At 67.8% G+C, this 15,452-nt stretch carries 15 protein-coding genes; 1 reads left to right on the top strand and 14 read right to left on the bottom strand.

Features of this window, described 5'->3' with window-relative positions:
- Positions 1–73 precede the first annotated feature (73 nt).
- Positions 74–799 carry an ATP-binding protein gene (locus ACFFGY_RS07950; RefSeq protein WP_377043922.1) on the top strand — a complete coding sequence of 242 codons (726 nt, stop codon included), beginning with the start codon at positions 74–76 and terminating at the stop codon, positions 797–799.
- A 36-nt stretch (positions 800–835) separates the two neighbouring features.
- Here the strand turns inward: ACFFGY_RS07950 and ACFFGY_RS07945 are convergent, their stop codons facing one another.
- The 14 genes from ACFFGY_RS07945 to nuoH all read right to left on the bottom strand — a co-directional run bounded on the left by ACFFGY_RS07945 (position 836) and on the right by nuoH (position 15,452).
- A complete protein-coding gene (locus tag ACFFGY_RS07945) occupies positions 836–1,522 on the bottom strand; it encodes an ABC transporter ATP-binding protein (RefSeq protein ID WP_377043921.1) in 687 nt (228 codons plus the stop codon).
- Positions 1,515–2,768, bottom strand: a complete 1,254-nt coding sequence (locus tag ACFFGY_RS07940; RefSeq protein WP_377043920.1) for a lipoprotein-releasing ABC transporter permease subunit — start codon at positions 2,766–2,768, stop codon at positions 1,515–1,517. Before ACFFGY_RS07940 ends, ACFFGY_RS07945 begins: the two co-directional genes overlap by 8 nt.
- On the bottom strand, positions 2,768–4,075 hold the full coding sequence (gene proS, locus ACFFGY_RS07935) for a proline--tRNA ligase (protein ID WP_377043919.1): 1,308 nt from the start codon (positions 4,073–4,075) through the stop codon (positions 2,768–2,770). The genes ACFFGY_RS07940 and proS overlap by 1 nt, the downstream gene beginning before the upstream one ends.
- Before the next feature lie 347 nt (positions 4,076–4,422).
- Positions 4,423–4,686 (bottom strand): DUF1467 family protein, encoded by a 264-nt coding sequence (locus tag ACFFGY_RS07930; protein WP_377043918.1) that lies wholly within the window; start codon positions 4,684–4,686, stop codon positions 4,423–4,425.
- A 3-nt stretch (positions 4,687–4,689) separates the two neighbouring features.
- Entirely contained in the window at positions 4,690–6,336 is a 1,647-nt protein-coding gene (locus ACFFGY_RS07925) for a ribonuclease J (RefSeq protein WP_377043917.1), read from the bottom strand.
- Positions 6,337–6,359: 23 nt separating this feature from the next.
- On the bottom strand, positions 6,360–7,178 hold the full coding sequence (locus tag ACFFGY_RS07920; RefSeq protein ID WP_377043916.1) for a type III pantothenate kinase: 819 nt from the start codon (positions 7,176–7,178) through the stop codon (positions 6,360–6,362).
- A gap of 19 nt (positions 7,179–7,197) precedes the next feature.
- The gene (locus ACFFGY_RS07915) at positions 7,198–7,953 is read right to left on the bottom strand and encodes a biotin--[acetyl-CoA-carboxylase] ligase (protein ID WP_377043915.1); all 756 of its coding nucleotides are present in this window, start codon (positions 7,951–7,953) and stop codon (positions 7,198–7,200) included.
- Complete coding sequence (gene nuoN, locus ACFFGY_RS07910) at positions 7,950–9,374, bottom strand: NADH-quinone oxidoreductase subunit NuoN (RefSeq protein ID WP_456316154.1); 1,425 nt, start codon at positions 9,372–9,374, stop codon at positions 7,950–7,952. The genes ACFFGY_RS07915 and nuoN overlap by 4 nt, the downstream gene beginning before the upstream one ends.
- A gap of 14 nt (positions 9,375–9,388) precedes the next feature.
- Positions 9,389–10,900 (bottom strand): NADH-quinone oxidoreductase subunit M, encoded by a 1,512-nt coding sequence (locus ACFFGY_RS07905; RefSeq protein ID WP_377043913.1) that lies wholly within the window; start codon positions 10,898–10,900, stop codon positions 9,389–9,391.
- Entirely contained in the window at positions 10,897–12,813 is a 1,917-nt protein-coding gene (gene nuoL, locus ACFFGY_RS07900) for an NADH-quinone oxidoreductase subunit L (protein ID WP_377043912.1), read from the bottom strand. The genes ACFFGY_RS07905 and nuoL overlap by 4 nt, the downstream gene beginning before the upstream one ends.
- A gap of 4 nt (positions 12,814–12,817) precedes the next feature.
- Positions 12,818–13,129 (bottom strand): NADH-quinone oxidoreductase subunit NuoK, encoded by a 312-nt coding sequence (nuoK, locus tag ACFFGY_RS07895; protein ID WP_377043911.1) that lies wholly within the window; start codon positions 13,127–13,129, stop codon positions 12,818–12,820.
- Positions 13,129–13,824, bottom strand: coding sequence for an NADH-quinone oxidoreductase subunit J (locus tag ACFFGY_RS07890; protein ID WP_377043910.1), 696 nt, complete (start codon positions 13,822–13,824; stop codon positions 13,129–13,131). Before ACFFGY_RS07890 ends, nuoK begins: the two co-directional genes overlap by 1 nt.
- A 73-nt stretch (positions 13,825–13,897) precedes the next feature.
- A complete protein-coding gene (gene nuoI / locus ACFFGY_RS07885; protein WP_377043909.1) occupies positions 13,898–14,386 on the bottom strand; it encodes an NADH-quinone oxidoreductase subunit NuoI in 489 nt (162 codons plus the stop codon).
- A gap of 55 nt (positions 14,387–14,441) precedes the next feature.
- Positions 14,442–15,452, bottom strand: a complete 1,011-nt coding sequence (gene nuoH / locus ACFFGY_RS07880) for an NADH-quinone oxidoreductase subunit NuoH (RefSeq protein ID WP_377043908.1) — start codon at positions 15,450–15,452, stop codon at positions 14,442–14,444.

Below are 15,452 nucleotides of genomic sequence, written 5' to 3'. Positions count from 1 at the left end.
ATTTCGCGATTGACGTGGGAAAATTTCCCACGATAGGTTGAGCGCAGCTTTCCACGGCAGGATCACTCATTCCATGTCACTCACGACCGCCACTGCCCGCTCTGCTGCCGCGCGGCGGGATGAGACCAGGGCTCCGACGATGGGGGCCTCGAACATGACGGGGGGAACCAACGGCCGGCACCGCGAGGAAACCCAGCTGCAGCAGCTGCGCCACCACACGCGCAACGCCCTCCAGCGGATCGTGCTGCAGATCTGGGACGTGCCCGACCTCCAGGCCTCGCTGCCCGGGCGGCAGCTGCTGCGCGACGTGGAGCAGCGGATGCGGCTGTCGATGGACGTGTCGGATGCCCTGTTCGGCCTGACGCGGCAGCCCGGCCTGTTCCCGAGCCGCCTGAAGAGCCTCTGCACCTCGGCCGTGCAGCTGCTGTCGGACCCCGATCAGATCATCGAGCTCGACGTGAAGGTGGAGGCCGCCGTGCCCAGGCCATGGGAAGAGATGATCCTGCGGATCGCCTACGAGATGGTGGGCAACGCGGTGAAGCACGGGCTGCACGTCCGGCTCCTGGGCCGGATCTCGGTTTCCGTCGCGCAGGGCGCGGAGGGCCTGGCGCTCACCGTGCGGGACGACGGTTGGGGCCCTTCCGCCGCGGACGGCAGCGGGGAAGGCCTGCAGCTGATGCGCGCCATCTCCGCCGAGGCCGATGGCAAGGTCAGCCTGGAGCGGATCGAGGATCACACCGTGGCGCGGCTGGTGCTGCCCCGGGAATACCCGGCCCAGCACGCGGCGGAGCGCTGCTGAGGCGGGGCGATCCCACGGCCGGGCGCCGCCGGCGTCTCAGGCGGCGACGAGTAGCCCGTCGCGCAGCACCACGGTGCGGTCCATACGCGCCGCCAGCTCCGGGTTGTGCGTCGCGATCAGCGCGGCGAGGCCACGCCCCCGCACGGCCTCAAGCAGCTGCTCGAACACGCGGTCCGAGGTGGCGACGTCGAGGTTGCCGGTCGGCTCGTCGGCCAGCAGGAGACGCGGGGCATTGGCCAGGGCGCGGGCGATCGCCACGCGCTGCTGCTCGCCACCCGACAGGCGACCGGGCCGGTGTTCTTCCCGCCCGGCCAGACCGAAGCCCGCCAGCAGCTCCCGCGCACGCGTCACGGCGGCGGCGCGGGGCACGCGCGCGGCCATCTGCGGCAGCACCACGTTCTCCTCGGCCGTGAACTCCGGCAGCAGGTGGTGGAACTGGTACACGAAGCCGATCGCCTCGCGCCGCAGCGTGGTGCGGGCCGCGTCGTCGAGACCGCCGGCGGCGCGCCCGTCCACGTAAACCTCGCCGGCGTCCGGCCGTTCCAGCAGCCCCGCGAGGTGCAGCAGCGTGGACTTGCCGGTGCCCGACGGCGCCACCAGCGCGACGATCTCACCCGCGTGCAGCGAAAGGTCGACGCCCCGCAGCACCGGCAGCTCCCCGGCCTCGGTGCGGAAGCGCCGCTCCACCTTCTCGAGGCGGAGCGGGATCGCGGGATCACTCATTGCGCAGGGCCACCACGGGGTCGGTGCGCGCGGCGCGCCAGGAGGGATAAAGCGTTGCCAGCAGCGACAGCAGCAGGCCCATGCCCACCACCTGCATCACCTCGTGCGGGTTCACCACGGCCGGCAGCTTGCTCAGGAAGTAGACCTCCGGGCTGAACAGCTCCGTTCCGGTCAGCGACTGCAGGGCTTCGCGGATACGCTCGATATTGGCGCAGAACACCATGCCGATGGCGAAGCCGAGCAGCGTGCCGACGACCCCAACGCTGGCGCCGCACAACAGGAAGATGCGCATGATCGCGCCGCGCGTGGCGCCGACGGTGCGCAGGATCGCGATGTCGCGGCCCTTGTCCTTCACCAGCATGATCAGCGACGACACGATGTTGAAGGCCGCCACCACGATGATCAGCGTCAGGATCAGGAACATGACGTTCCGCTCGACCTGAACGGCGTTGAAGAAGGACGAGTTCGCGCTCTGCCAGTCGAGGATGCGGACGCGCGTCGGAGCGAGGGCCTGGTAGATCTCCCGCCCGATCGCGCTGACGTGGTCCGGGTTGTCCACGAAGACCTCGACCTGCGAAGCCATGTTGCGCTGCTGGAAGTACACCTGCGCCGCGGCGAAGGGCATGAAGACGTAGCCGCTGTCGTACTCGTTCATGCCGGCCTCGAACAGCGCCACGATCTCGTAGGCGCGCAGCCGCGGCACGGTTCCCACCACGGTGTCGCGCCCCTGCGGCGAGACCAGCGTGATGCGGTCGCCCACGCGCAGGCCCAGCTTCTGCGCCAGCCGCGTGCCGATGACGATCGCGTCGTCACCGCCGAAGCGATCCAGGCTGCCGGCGCGGATGTTGCCGGCGATCAGCGGGCGCGCCCGCAGGTCCTCCGGCCGGATGCCGCGCGCGATGCCGCCCGAGGCGCCGCCGACCTCGGAGGTGAACAGCACCTGCCCCTCGACGATCGGCGTGGCGGACACCACGCCCGGCACCGCGCGGACCTTGGCGGCAATGCTGTCGAAATCCGGCAGCGGTCCGCCTTGTGCCGAATACACGCCCATGTGGCCATTGAGGCCCAGGATGCGGCCGAGCAGCTCCTGCCGGAAGCCGTTCATCACGCTCATCACGATGATCAGCGTCGCCACGCCCAGCGCGATGCCTACCAGCGAGAAGATCGCGATCACCGACACGAAGCGCTCGCCCTTCCGCGCCCGCAGGTAGCGGAAGGCGACGGCGCGCTCGAAGGCTCCGAACATCAGCCGCGCAGCTTCTGCAGGGCGTCCTCGAGCGACAGCTCCTCACGCTCGCCGGTGGCACGGCGCTTGAGCTCGACCTTGCCGGCGGCGGCACCGCGGGGGCCGACCACCACCTGCCACGGGTAGCCCAGCAGGTCGGCATCGGCGAACTTCACGCCCGCGCGCTCGCCACGGTCATCGTAGACGGCATCGTCGGGGAAAGCGGCCAGGATCTGCTCGCACAGCGCGTCGCAGGCGGCGTCGCCCACCTTGAGGTTCAGGATCGCCAGCTTGAACGGCGCGATGGCGTCGGGCCACTTGATGCCGTTCTCGTCGTGGTTGGCCTCGATCGCCGCGGCCACGAGGCGCGACACGCCCACGCCGTAGGAGCCCATCTCCGGCGTCACCATGGCACCATCCGGGCCGCTGACCTGCAGCCCCATCGCCTTGGAGTACTTGGTGCCGAAGTAGAAGATATGCCCGACCTCGATGCCGCGCGCCGAAACACGCTCGGCCTCGGGCACCGCGTTCCAGGCGGCCTCGTCATGGAGGTCCTCGGTCGCGGCGTAGCGGCGGGTCCAGAACTCCACCTGCGGCGACAGGTCGCTGTTGTAGTCGGGTGCCTCCGACAGCGGGTCGTAGTCCAGCAGGTCGCGGTGGAGGAAGACCTGGCTCTCGCCCGTCTCGGCCAGGATGATGAACTCGTGGCTCAGGTCGCCGCCGATCGGGCCGGTGTCGGCGCGCATCGGGATCGCCTTCAGCCCCATCCGCGCGAAGGTGCGGAGATAGGCCACGAACATCTGGTGGTAGGAGTGGCGCGCCCCTTCCGGCGTCAGGTCGAAGGAATAGGCGTCCTTCATCAGGAACTCGCGCCCGCGCATCACGCCGAAGCGGGGGCGGACCTCATCCCGGAACTTCCACTGGATGTGGTAGAGGCTGCGCGGCAGGTCGCGGTAGGACTTGGCGAAGGACTTGAACAGGTCCGTCACCATCTCCTCGTTGGTGGGGCCGAACAGCATCTCCCGGTCATGCCGGTCGCGGATGCGCAGCATCTCCTTGCCGTAGTCGTCGTAGCGGCCGCTCTCGCGCCACAGCTCCGCCGGCTGGATGGTGGGCATCAGGATTTCCTGCGCCCCGGCACGGTCCTGCTCTTCCCGCACGATCCGCTCGATGTTGCGCAGCACCCGCAGGCCCAGCGGCAGCCAGGCGTAGATGCCGGCGCTGGTCTGCCGGATCATGCCGGCGCGCAGCATCAGCCGGTGGGAGGCGATCTGCGCCTCGGCGGGCGTTTCCTTGAGCGTGGGCAGGAAGGCGCGTGACAGGCGCAAGGCGGCGATCTCCGGAGGTCGGCGGGTCCGGGAACACGCCCGGCTGCATTGGCGGCGCAACCTAGGAGGCTCCGCGCCGGGGGGGAAGCGTCACCGCGTAAGAAGCTGCAACGGCGGAGCCCTGCGCAACAAAAAGAAAGGGCCGCACCAGGAGGCACGGCCCGAAGTTTAGGGAGGAAACGCCAGTCACACGGCAGGAAGAAGACCAACCCTCTTCCTGAAGACAGGATGCCGCCCCTCACCCCTTCGCGGCAACAACAAAAAGCACAAAGAAAAGGCGAAACGGGCTCGTTATCTCACGAAACGCTGAACTTTAGGCATCCACCGGACACTTTCCCGCCTTCTGCCTAATTTCCGCCCATCGCCCACCATCCATGGCGGAAAGACATCCAATCACTGCGAACCACTGCCTCGATCCCCACCCAGACAACGGTGGCGACCAGGGTATTAATCAGAACGACCCGCCCGACGCGGGTTCGCAGCGGGGCACCGCGCCAGCCACCGGTGGTGTTGTGCCCTTCCACGTCCGGCCGGACACCCAGCGGCAGCACCGCGAACAGGGTGGTCCACCAGACCAGGAAGAACACCACCGTCCCGGTGACCGCGCCCATGGCTCAGACCCGCAGCAGGTGGACGTCGACCATGGGCCGCTTGCGCAGGCGGCGGCCCAGGGCACGACGCAGGACCGACCGGGCCGCCTCGCGCAGAGGCTCGTCGTCGCGGCGGAGGTTGCCGGGCAGCTCGCTCACGGCGCGGGCCAGCTCGGAGGCGATCTGGTTCGGCGCCTCGTCCAGCTGCTCGAAGAGGCCGGGCGCCGAAACACGCGGCTCACCCCGGACGCGACCCTCGGCATCGACCGCCAGCGAGGCCACCACCACGCCGTTGAACAGCATCCGCCGACGCGCGGCCAGGACGCCGCCCTCCAGCGGCAGCAGGCGGTCGCCGTCGATGGCCAGACGACCCGTCGGAACGGTGTCCACCACCTCGGGCTTGTTGCCGGACAGGCGCAGGACGTCGCCATCCTCGATCAGCACGGGCGTGGCACCGGCGTCGCGTGCCAGCTCGGCATGCTGCTCCAGGTGGCGCCACTCGCCGTGCACCGGCACGGAAATCTTGGGCTTCACCAGCTCGTACAGGCGCCGCAGCTCGTCGCGCGCCGGGTGGCCCGACACGTGGACCGGGCGCTCGTCGGCGGTGATGACGCGGCAGCCGGCGCGACGCAGCTGGTCCTGCACCCGGGCGATTGCCCGCTCGTTGCCGGGGATCTGGCGCGACGAGTAGATCACCGTGTCCCCTTCCCCGAGCGAGATGTTCGGGTGGGTGTCCGCTGCGATCTTGGACATGGCGGAGCGCGCCTCACCCTGGCTGCCGGTGCAGACCACCAGCAGCGCGTCGTCGGGCAGGAAGCCGGCCTCGTCCTCGGTGACGAAGGGAGGGAGGTCGCTGAAGTAGCCGGTCTCGCGCGCCGCCACGTCGATGTTGCGCAGCGAACGTCCGAACAGCGCGACCTGCCGGCCGTTGCGCTCGGCCGCGCGCACGATGCTGTCGAGGCGGGCGACGTTGGTGGCGAAGCAGGTCACTGCCACCCGCCCCTGCAGCTCACCCAGCAGCTGCGTCAGCCCGTCGAGGACTTCGGCCTCGGAACCGGAGCGACCTTCCACCAGGGCGTTGGTGCTGTCGCAGACCATGGCCAGTACGCCCTCGCGGCCGAGCTCCGCGAAGCCTTCCTCGTCGGTCGGCGGGCCGACCACCGGGTCGGGGTCCAGCTTCCAGTCGCCGGTGTGCAGCACCGTGCCGTAGGGCGTGCGGATCGCCAGCGCCTGCGCCTCGGGCACCGAGTGCGCCACGCTGAGGAAGCGCAGCTTATAGGGGCCGAGCTCGAAGGAGCCGCCGGCCGGGATGATGTGCAGCGGCACCTGCTGCACCAGCCCCGCCTCGCCCAGCTTGCGGCGCAGAACCGCGGCGGCGAAGGGCGTGGCATAGACGGCGCAGCGGAGCTGCGGCCATAGATGCGCCACGGCGCCCAGGTGATCCTCGTGGGCATGGGTGATCACCAGCGCCAGGAGGCGGTCGCGACGCTCCGCCAGCCAGGTGGCGTCGGGCACCATGACCTCGGCCTCGGGCGTGTCGTTGCCGCCGAAACCGATGCCGCAATCCACGGCGAGCAGCGCGCCGTTGCATCGGTAAACATTCAGGTTGAGACCGATCTCCCCGGTCCCGCCGAGCGGGATCAGGGCGAGGTCTCGCGAGTCATCGGACATTTTGTTCTCTATCTAGAATGAAATCAGTCGGGTTCGGGCTTGAGGGCGTCAGGAAGACTTGTCCGATGAAAGATGGGCGCGGGGTTGCGGTCCGCCAACAGCCGCAAACCTTCAAGTGTGATGTCGGGGTCCGTTCGCTCGATCACGGTTGTGCCCTCGGCAAACAGCGGCGCCAGGCCCCCGGTCGCCACCACCTTCATTTCGCCACCGAATTCTGCCTTGATGCGGGCCACGATGCCCTCGATCAGGCCGACATAGCCCCAGTAAATACCGGATTGCATGGCAGGTACCGTGTCACGGCCGATCACCGCCTGCGGACGGCCGATGCCGATCCGCGGCAAGCGTGCGGCGGCGCGGTGCAGCGCCTCGATCGACAGGGTGATGCCGGGCGCGATGACGCCGCCGAGATAGGCCCCTGCCCCGTCCACCACGTCAAAGGTCGTGGCGGTGCCGAAATCCACCACCACCAGCGGGCCGCCGTAGTGCTGATGCGCCGCGAGCGCGTTGAGCAACCGGTCGGCGCCGACCTCCTTGGGCCGGTCCACCTTGATCTCGAAGCCCCAATCGACGTTGGCCCTGGCGATCAAGGGTTCGCAGTCGAACCATTCGCGCGACAGGCGACGAAGATTGTAGAGCGCCGCCGGCACCACCGTGCCGATCGAACAGCGCTTGATCGCGCGCGGCGACAGGCCGACGTGCTGGAACAGCGCCATCAGCCAGACGCCGTACTCGTCGCTGGTGCGGTCGTCGCGGGTGGCGATGCGCCAGCGGCCGCGCCACTCCGCGCCGTCATGCACGGCGAAGACGACGTTGGTGTTGCCGGCATCGATGGCCAGGAGCATGTCGCTCTCCATCCGCACTCTACCCCAGGACCTCACCGGCCACGACGGCGTGGACGCGCCCGCCCGTGCCGAGCAGCAGCGCGCCGTCCTCGGACAATCCCTGGAAACGGCCGCTGACTTCTCCGTTACGCCCCCGGACCGTGAGGGTTGCGTCGAGGGACGGGCCGCGCGCCAGCCACGCCGCCCGGACCGCTGCGAAACCGTCCAGGTGGCGACGCGTCGCCCAGCGATCGAGCGAGGCCAGCAGGCTCCGGGCCACCGCCTCAGGCTCCTGCGGTTCCGCGCCAGCCGCCTGCATCGAGGTGACCGCGCGTCCCGGAACCTCTGGTGCGGCCGCCAGGTTCACGCCGATGCCCACCACCAGCCACGGGTTCCCCGTCGCGTCCGTGCCCCCTTCCACGAGGATGCCGGCCAGCTTCGCGCCGTCGATTAGCAGGTCGTTGGGCCATTTCAGGCGCAACGCACCCGGTTCCGGCAGCAGGGGCGCCAGCGTGTCGGCCAGGGCGACGGCCAGCAGCAGCCCCCATTGCGGCAGGGTCCGCGGTGACTCGCGTGGGCGCAGCAGGATGGAAAGGTAGAGATTGCCGGGCGGCGACTCCCAGCTCCGACCGTGCTGCCCTCGCCCGGCCGTCTGGCGCCGGGCCACCACGGCGAGGCCGCCCGGTTCTCCCCGGACGGCCAGATCCTTGAGCAGGTCGGAAGTGCTCGGAAGGCTCTCGTGAACGAGGAGGCGCCAGCCTCCTCCCGATGCAGCGGCCTCCGGAACCTCGCTCACCCGGGGGTCAGTGCCGTGACGGCGGCCTGCGCCGCCGACAGCACCGGCGCCGGGAACAGGAAGAAGCCGACGTTGAGCACGCCCGACGCGGCCAGCAGAACCGTGAGGCCGGTCGGCCGCGGGTCCATCGCCCCCTCCGGCACGTCGAAGTACATGACCTTGATGATGCGCAGGTAGTAGTAGGCCGACACCACCGAGGTCAGCACGCCGACCACCGCCAGCAGCCAGGCACCCGACTGCACGGCCGCCAGGAAGACGTAGAGCTTACCGAAGAAGCCGGCGAGCGGCGGGATGCCGGCCATCGAGAACATGAAGATGGTCATGGCCAGCGCCATCATCGGGTCGGTGCGGCCGAGCCCGGCGAGATCGCTGATCCCCTCCACCGCGCGGCCGTTCCGCCGCATCGCCACCAGCACCGCGAAGACGCCGACATTCATCACCAGGTAGATGGCGAGGTAGAGCAGCAACCCGCGCACGCCGGTCACGGTGCCCACCGCCAGGCCCATCAGCGCGTAGCCGACATGGCCGATCGAGGAATAGGCCATCAGTCGCTTGACGTTGCGCTGCCCGACCGCGGCGAAGGAGCCCAGCAGCATCGACAGGATCGCCATCACGGTGATCACCTGCCCCCACTGCGTCGCGAGTTCGCCGAAGGGTCCCACCACCACGCGGGTCAGCAGGGCCACCGCCGCGACCTTGGGCGCGGAGGCAAAGAAGGCCGTCACCGGCGTCGGCGCGCCCTCGTAAACGTCGGGCGTCCACATGTGGAAGGGCACGGCCGAGATTTTGAAGGACAGCGCTGCCACCACGAAGATCAGGCCGATCACCAGCCCGGCGGACACGCCGCCATCCGCGCCGAGCGAGTCCGCGATGCGGTGGAAGTTGGTGGTGCCGGAGAAGCCGTACACGAGGCTGGCGCCGTAGAGCAGCATCCCCGAAGCCAGCGCGCCCAGCACGAAGTACTTCAGCCCCGCCTCGGAGGAACGGCCGTTGTCGCGATCGAAGGACGCCACGACGTAGAGCGAGAGCGACAGCAGCTCGAGCCCCATGTAGAGCGACAGCAGGTCGTTGGCCGACAGCATGACCAGCATGCCCAGCGTCGCCGTGACCACCAGGATCGGGAACTCGAAGCGGGCGATCCCCTCGCGCCGGTTCCAGTCGAGAGCCAGCAGCATCGCCGCCACGCCGCCCGCCAGCACCAGAATCTTGGTGAAGCGGCTGAAGGCGTCCGCCACGTACTGCCCGTTGAAGGCGAGGCCCCTGCCCTGGGCCAGCACCAGCGCCATCGTCACCACCAGGGAGCCGATGGCCCCCATGGTGATGCCGAAGGAGGTGTCGCGCTTCGGGATCACGCCGCAAACCAGCAGCGCCAGCGCGCAGAGCGCCAGCACCAGCTCGGGGAGCGAGAGGCTCCAGTTCATCACGCTCATCTCACTCACATCCCAGCCAGGCGCGGCAGGGCCAGCGCGGCCTCGTGGCGCTCGATCAGCGCGCCGACGCTCGCCTGGAAGAATTGCAGGAAGGAGGACGGGTAAACGCCCATCCAGATGGTCAGCAGGATCAGCGGCGCGAACATGGCGTATTCGCGCGGGCTGAGGTCCAGCAACGCCCGCAGGTCGTCGCGCGTGATGCGGCTGAAGACCACGCGGCGGTAAAGCCAGAGCATGTAGCCCGCACCCAGGATCATGCCCGTCGCGCCGCCCAGCGCCACCCAGGGGCTCGACTTCCAGGCCCCCACCAGCACCAGGAACTCACCCGGGAAGCCGGCCGTGCCCGGCAGCGCCACCGAGCCCATGGTGAACAGCAGGAACACCAGCGCGTAGCCCGGCATGATCTTCGCCACCCCGCCGTAGCGCGCGATCTCGCGCGAATGAACGCGGTCGTAGAGCACGCCGACGCAGAGGAAGAGCGCGCCCGACACCACGCCGTGCGAGATCATCTGCAGCAGCGCGCCGGAGATGCCCTGCTGGTTGAAGGTGAACAGGCCCAGCGTGACGATGCCCATATGCGCCACCGAGGAGTAGGCGATGAGCTTCTTCATGTCGTCCTGCGCCAGGGCGACGAGGCTGGTGTAGATCACCGCGATCACCGACAGCGCGAAGATCCAGGGCGCGAAGTACTGCGCCGCTTCCGGGAACAGCGGGATCGAGAAGCGGATGAAACCGTAGGCGCCCATCTTCAGCAGCACGCCGGCCAGGATCACCGAGCCCGCCGTCGGCGCCTCAACATGGGCGTCCGGCAGCCAGGTGTGCACCGGCCACATCGGCACCTTCACCGCGAAGGCGGCGAAGAAGGCCAGGAACATCCACATCTGGGTGAAGCGCGGCAGCTGCACCTGCATCACGGCCACGAGGTCGCTGGTGCCGGCGCTGTACCACAGGGCCAGGATCGCCAGCAGCATCAGCACCGAGCCGAGCAGCGTGTAAAGGAACAGCTTGAAGGCGGCGTAGACGCGCCGCGGGCCGCCCCAGACGCCGATGATCAGGAACATCGGGATCAGCACGCCTTCGAAGAAGACGTAGAAGAGCACAAGGTCAACGGCACAGAACATGCCGACCATCATGGTCTCGAGCAGCAGGAAGGCGACCATGTATTCCCGGACGCGGCTCTGCACCGCTTCCCAGGAGGAGATGATGCAGATCGGCGTCAGCACCGTCGACAGCAGCACGAACAGCACCGAGATGCCGTCCACGCCCATGTGATAGTCCAGCCCGACCTCGGGGAACCAGCTGGCGCGTTCCTCGAACTGGTAGGCGGAGGTGCCGACGTCGAAGCGGAACCAGAGGATCAGCGACAGCACCATCACGATCAGGCTGGTCCACAGCGCGGTCCAGCGCGCGTTGGACGCCAGCGTTTGCTCGTCCCCTCGGACCAGCATGATCACCGCCGCGCCGAGGAGCGGCAGGAAGGTCAGCAGCGAGAGGATTGGAAAACCGGCCGCGTTCATCGAATGACACCCAGCAGGAAGATGGAGACGAACAGCACCAGCCCCAGGATCATGGCGAAGGCGTAGTTCGCCACTTTGCCCGTCTGGATCCGGATCGCGCCTCGTGACGCCTCGACCGTCAGCCGCGCCGCACCGTTGGGCATGCCGTCGATGATCTTGGCATCACCCACCTGCCACAGCCCGCGGGCCAGACGGCGCGCCGGGCGGACGAAGAGCACGTCGTAGAGCTCGTCGAAGTACCACTTGTGCAGGAGGAACTGATAGATCGGCTGGAAGCGACTGGCCAGGATGCCCGGGATCGAGGGCACGAACATGTACATGAGGTAGGCCAGCACGATCCCGGAAACGCCCATCACCGTCGGTGCCAGCGGAACCCATTCCGGCACCTCGTGCATCGCGTGCATGATGTGGTTGGTCTCGGCGTTCACGATGGCGCCGTTCCAGAACTCTTCCCAGCGGTGCCCCACGAACAGGTCGTAGAAGCCGGCGCCGGCGAAGATCGCGCCCACCGCCAGCACGATCAGCGGGATCAGCATGACCGCAGGGCTCTCGTGCACGTGGTCCATGACGTGCTTCTCGGCCCGCGGCTTGCCGTGGAAGGCCACGATCATCAGGCGCCAGGAGTAGAAGGCCGTCAGGAAGGCCGCGATCATGGTCAGCACGAAGGCGTAGCTGCCCACCACGGAATGAGCCGCGAAGGCTGCCTCCATGATGGCGTCCTTGGAGTAGTAGCCCGCGAAGAAGGGCAGGCCCGCCAGCGCCAGGTTGCCGATCCAGAAGATCACGTAGGTGACCGGGATCTTGGTCCAGATCCCGCCCATGCGGCGGATGTCCTGCTCGTCCGACATGGCGTGGATGACCGAGCCCGCGCCCAGGAACAGCAGCGCCTTGAAGAAGGCATGGGTGAAGAGGTGGAAGATCGCCGCCTGATAGGCGCCCACGCCCACCGCCACGAACATGTAGCCGAGCTGCGAGCAGGTGGAGAAGGCGATGATGCGCTTGATGTCGTTCTGCACACAGCCGACGGTCGCGGCGAAGAAGGCTGTGGTGGCGCCCACCACGGTCACGATGTTTAGCGCGATCGGCGCCAGCTCCATGAGCGGCGACATGCGCGCCATCAGGAACACGCCCGCCGTCACCATGGTCGCCGCGTGGATCAGGGCGGACACCGGGGTCGGGCCTTCCATCGCGTCCGGCAGCCAGGTGTGCAGGCCGATCTGCGCCGACTTGCCGCAGGCCCCCAGGAACAACAGCACGCCGATGACCTCGAGCGCCGGCATCCCCAGCACGGTCTGCGCCTGCGCCTCGTCGAGGGAATTGAAGATCTCGTTGAAGCCCAGCTCGCCGAAGGTCCAGAAGGTCAGCGCCATGCCGAGCATGAAGAACAGGTCGCCCACCCGGTTGACGATGAAGGCCTTCATCGCCGCGCGGTTAGCGCTCTCACGCTCGTAGTAGTAGCCGATCAGCAGGTAGCTCGCGAGGCCGACGCCTTCCCAGCCGAAGAACAGCTGCACGAGGTTGTCGGAGGTCACCAGCATCAGCATGGCGAAGGTGAAGAGCGACAGGTAGGCGAAGTACCGGCTCGGCGTCGGGTCGTGCGACATGTAGCCGACGCTGTAGAGGTGGATCAGCGTCGAGATCAGCGTGATCATTCCGACCATGATGGCCGAGAGCGTGTCGTAGCGGAGCGCCCATTCGACGCGCAGCGTGCCGACGTCGATGAACTCGGTGATCACCACCGTGGCCGGCTGGGTGTGCAGCGCGACCTGCCAGAAGGCCGAGATGCCGCATACGGCGGCGAGCGCCATGCAGAGCACGGTGGCCCACTGCGCCGCCCGGTCGCCGATCCAGCGACCCAGGAAGCCCGAGATGCTCGCGCCCAGCAGCGGAAAGAAGACGGCGCCGACGAACATGCGCTTAGCCCTTCAGGGTGGACACGTCTTCCACCTCGATGCTGCCACGGTTGCGGAAGTAGATGACGAGGATGGCCAGCCCGATCGCGGCCTCGGCGGCGGCGACGGTCAGCACGAACAGCGCGAAGACCTGCCCGGTGAGGTCACCCAGCGCCGAGGAGAAGGCCACGAAGTTCAGGTTCACCGACAGCAGGATCAGCTCGATCGACATCAGGATGACGATGATGTTCTTGCGGTTCATGAAGATGCCGAAGACACCCAGCACGAACAGGATCGCCCCCACCGTCAGGTAGTGGCCAAGTCCGATCGTCAGCATCAGTGATGCCCCCCGCCATGACCATGATCCGCGTGTTCCACCGCCTTGGGCTTTTCCAACGGCTCGGGCGGCAAGGGACGCAGGATGCCCAGTTCGCCCAGGCCGGCGCCACTCGGAACCTTCAGCATCTCGACCTTGCCGGCGCGGGCGACCTGCATCGCGATGTTCTGCCGCCGCGACACCGCCCTTTCGCGGTGGGTCAGCACGATCGCGCCGATCATGGCCACCAGCAGGATCATGCCGGCCACCTGGAACAGGTACAGGTAGTCCGTATAGATCACCTGGCCGAGCGCATGGGTGTTGGACAGGTCGGCCGGCGTCACGTTCGTCCGCAGCGTCGTGACGTCGCCGCTGAACTGCCAGGCGCCCAGCACCAGGACCAGTTCCCCGAACAGCACCGCGCCCACGACCGCCCCGATCGGGGCGTACCGCTGCAGCCCTTCGCGCAGCTGCGAGAAATCCACGTCGAGCATCATCACGACGAACAGGAACAGCACCGCGACCGCGCCGACGTAGACGATCACCAGGATCATCGCCAGGAACTCCGACCCTGCCAGCAGGAAGAGCCCTGCGGCGTTGAAGAAGCCCAGGATCAGGAACAGCACGCTGTGAACCGGGTTGCGGCTGGTCACCACCATCACGGCGGAAGCGATCAGCACCGCCGCGAAGGCGTAGAAGGCGAGACCTGCAATCATTGGGACGTGCCGTCCATGGAACCGTTTCCGTTCTCGTGAACCGGGGGCACCGAAGCGCCCCCGTCATGTCTGATTAGCGGTAGGGAGCGTCGAGTTCGAGACGCTTGGCGAGCAGCGGTTCCCACCGGTCGCCATTCGCGAGGAGCTTGTCCTTGTCGTAGATCAGCTCCTCGCGCGTCTCGGTCGCGAATTCTAGGTTCGGTCCCTCGACAATGGCGTCCACCGGGCAGGCTTCCTCGCACAGGCCGCAGTAGATGCACTTCGTCATGTCAATGTCGTAGCGCGTGGTACGGCGCGACCCGTCCGCGCGCGGCTCGGCCTCGATGGTGATGGCCAGCGCCGGGCAGACCGCCTCGCACAGCTTGCAGGCGATGCAGCGCTCTTCCCCGTTCGGGTAGCGGCGCAAGCCGTGCTCGCCCTTGAAGCGAACCGAGAGCGGCTGCCGCTCGAACGGGTAGTTCAGCGTGATCTTCGGCTTGAAGAAAGCCTTCAAGGTCAGCCACATGCCCTGTGCAATGTCCACGAGCAGGAAGCTGCGCGCCAGGCTGTCGAGCGTCGCCATGGTTCTTACACCCCTCGGGCGGCACGGCGGCCGCCCCGATCCAACCCGCCGCGGCTCATGCCGGCAGCCATCCGAAAACCTTCAGCGCCGCCGCCGTCAGCACCAGCCACACGAGGCTGAAGGGCAGGAACACCTTCCAGCCCAGCCGCATCAGCTGGTCGTAGCGGTAGCGGGGGAAGGTCGCGCGCACCCACAGGAACACGAAGAGGCAGAAGCAGATCTTCAGGATGAACCAGATGGGCCCCGGGATCCACGTCAGCGGCTCGACATGCAGCGGCGGGTACCAGCCCCCCAGGAACAGGATGCTGGTCATCGCGGACATGAGGATCATGTTCGCGTACTCGCCGAGGAAGAACAGCGCGAAGGACATGGCGCTGTATTCCACGAAGAAGCCGGCCACCAGCTCGCTCTCGCCCTCGGGCAGGTCGAAGGGGGCGCGGTTGGTTTCCGCCAGCGTCGAGATGAAGAAGATAATGAACATCGGGAAGAGCGGAATGACGAACCACAGGTGTTCCTGCGCCCGCACGATCGCGCTCAGGTTCAGGGAGCCGACGCACATCAGCACCGTGACGATCACCAGCCCCATCGAGACTTCGTAGGACACCATCTGCGCGGCCGAACGCAGCCCGCCCAGGAAGGCGTATTTCGAGTTCGACGCCCAGCCCGCGATGATGATGCCGTACACGCCCAGCGAGGAGATCGCGAAAAGGTAGAGCACGCCCACGTTGATGTCGGCGATGGCCCAGCCCTCGTTCACCGGGATCACCGCCCAGGCGATCATCGCCAGCACGAAGGTCAGCATCGGCGCCAGGATGAACAGCCCCCGCGACGCGCCGGTCGGGATGATGGTCTCCTTGGTCATCATCTTCGCGGCGTCGGCGAAGGGCTGCAGCAGGCCGAAGGGGCCGACCACGTTGGGACCGCGGCGGTACTGCATCGCAGCCAGGACCTTGCGCTCGGCATAGGTCAGGTAGGCGACGCCGATCAGCAGCGGCACCAGCAGCGCCAGCGCCTGCGCGACGGTGAGGGCCAGCGTGCCGAGCGGCGTGGCGAGAAACGCGTCCAT

The sequence above is a fragment of the Roseomonas elaeocarpi genome (assembly GCF_042433915.1).
Taxonomy (GTDB): Bacteria; Pseudomonadota; Alphaproteobacteria; order Acetobacterales; family Acetobacteraceae; genus Roseomonas; species Roseomonas elaeocarpi.
The sequence above is the reverse complement of the archived record's forward strand: the minus strand, read 5'-3'. Positions and strand labels throughout refer to the sequence as shown.

What these genes read in the sequence shown, in the direction of transcription:
- nuoH (WP_377043908.1), bottom strand. Translation starts at nt 15,452, where the DNA reads ATGGACGCGTTTCTCGCCACGCCGCTCGGCACGCTGGCCCTCACCGTC.
- nuoN (WP_456316154.1), bottom strand. Translation starts at nt 9,374, where the DNA reads ATGAACTGGAGCCTCTCGCTCCCCGAGCTGGTGCTGGCGCTCTGCGCG.
- ACFFGY_RS07950 (WP_377043922.1), top strand. Translation starts at nt 74, where the DNA reads ATGTCACTCACGACCGCCACTGCCCGCTCTGCTGCCGCGCGGCGGGAT.
- ACFFGY_RS07945 (WP_377043921.1), bottom strand. Translation starts at nt 1,522, where the DNA reads ATGAGTGATCCCGCGATCCCGCTCCGCCTCGAGAAGGTGGAGCGGCGC.
- nuoL (WP_377043912.1), bottom strand. Translation starts at nt 12,813, where the DNA reads ATGTTCGTCGGCGCCGTCTTCTTTCCGCTGCTGGGCGCGAGCATCTCG.
- nuoI (WP_377043909.1), bottom strand. Translation starts at nt 14,386, where the DNA reads ATGGCGACGCTCGACAGCCTGGCGCGCAGCTTCCTGCTCGTGGACATT.
- nuoK (WP_377043911.1), bottom strand. Translation starts at nt 13,129, where the DNA reads ATGCTGACGATCGGACTTGGCCACTACCTGACGGTGGGGGCGATCCTG.
- ACFFGY_RS07925 (WP_377043917.1), bottom strand. Translation starts at nt 6,336, where the DNA reads ATGTCCGATGACTCGCGAGACCTCGCCCTGATCCCGCTCGGCGGGACC.
- ACFFGY_RS07890 (WP_377043910.1), bottom strand. Translation starts at nt 13,824, where the DNA reads ATGATTGCAGGTCTCGCCTTCTACGCCTTCGCGGCGGTGCTGATCGCT.
- ACFFGY_RS07930 (WP_377043918.1), bottom strand. Translation starts at nt 4,686, where the DNA reads ATGGGCGCGGTCACCGGGACGGTGGTGTTCTTCCTGGTCTGGTGGACC.
- ACFFGY_RS07905 (WP_377043913.1), bottom strand. Translation starts at nt 10,900, where the DNA reads ATGAACGCGGCCGGTTTTCCAATCCTCTCGCTGCTGACCTTCCTGCCG.
- ACFFGY_RS07940 (WP_377043920.1), bottom strand. Translation starts at nt 2,768, where the DNA reads ATGTTCGGAGCCTTCGAGCGCGCCGTCGCCTTCCGCTACCTGCGGGCG.
- ACFFGY_RS07920 (WP_377043916.1), bottom strand. Translation starts at nt 7,178, where the DNA reads ATGCTCCTGGCCATCGATGCCGGCAACACCAACGTCGTCTTCGCCGTG.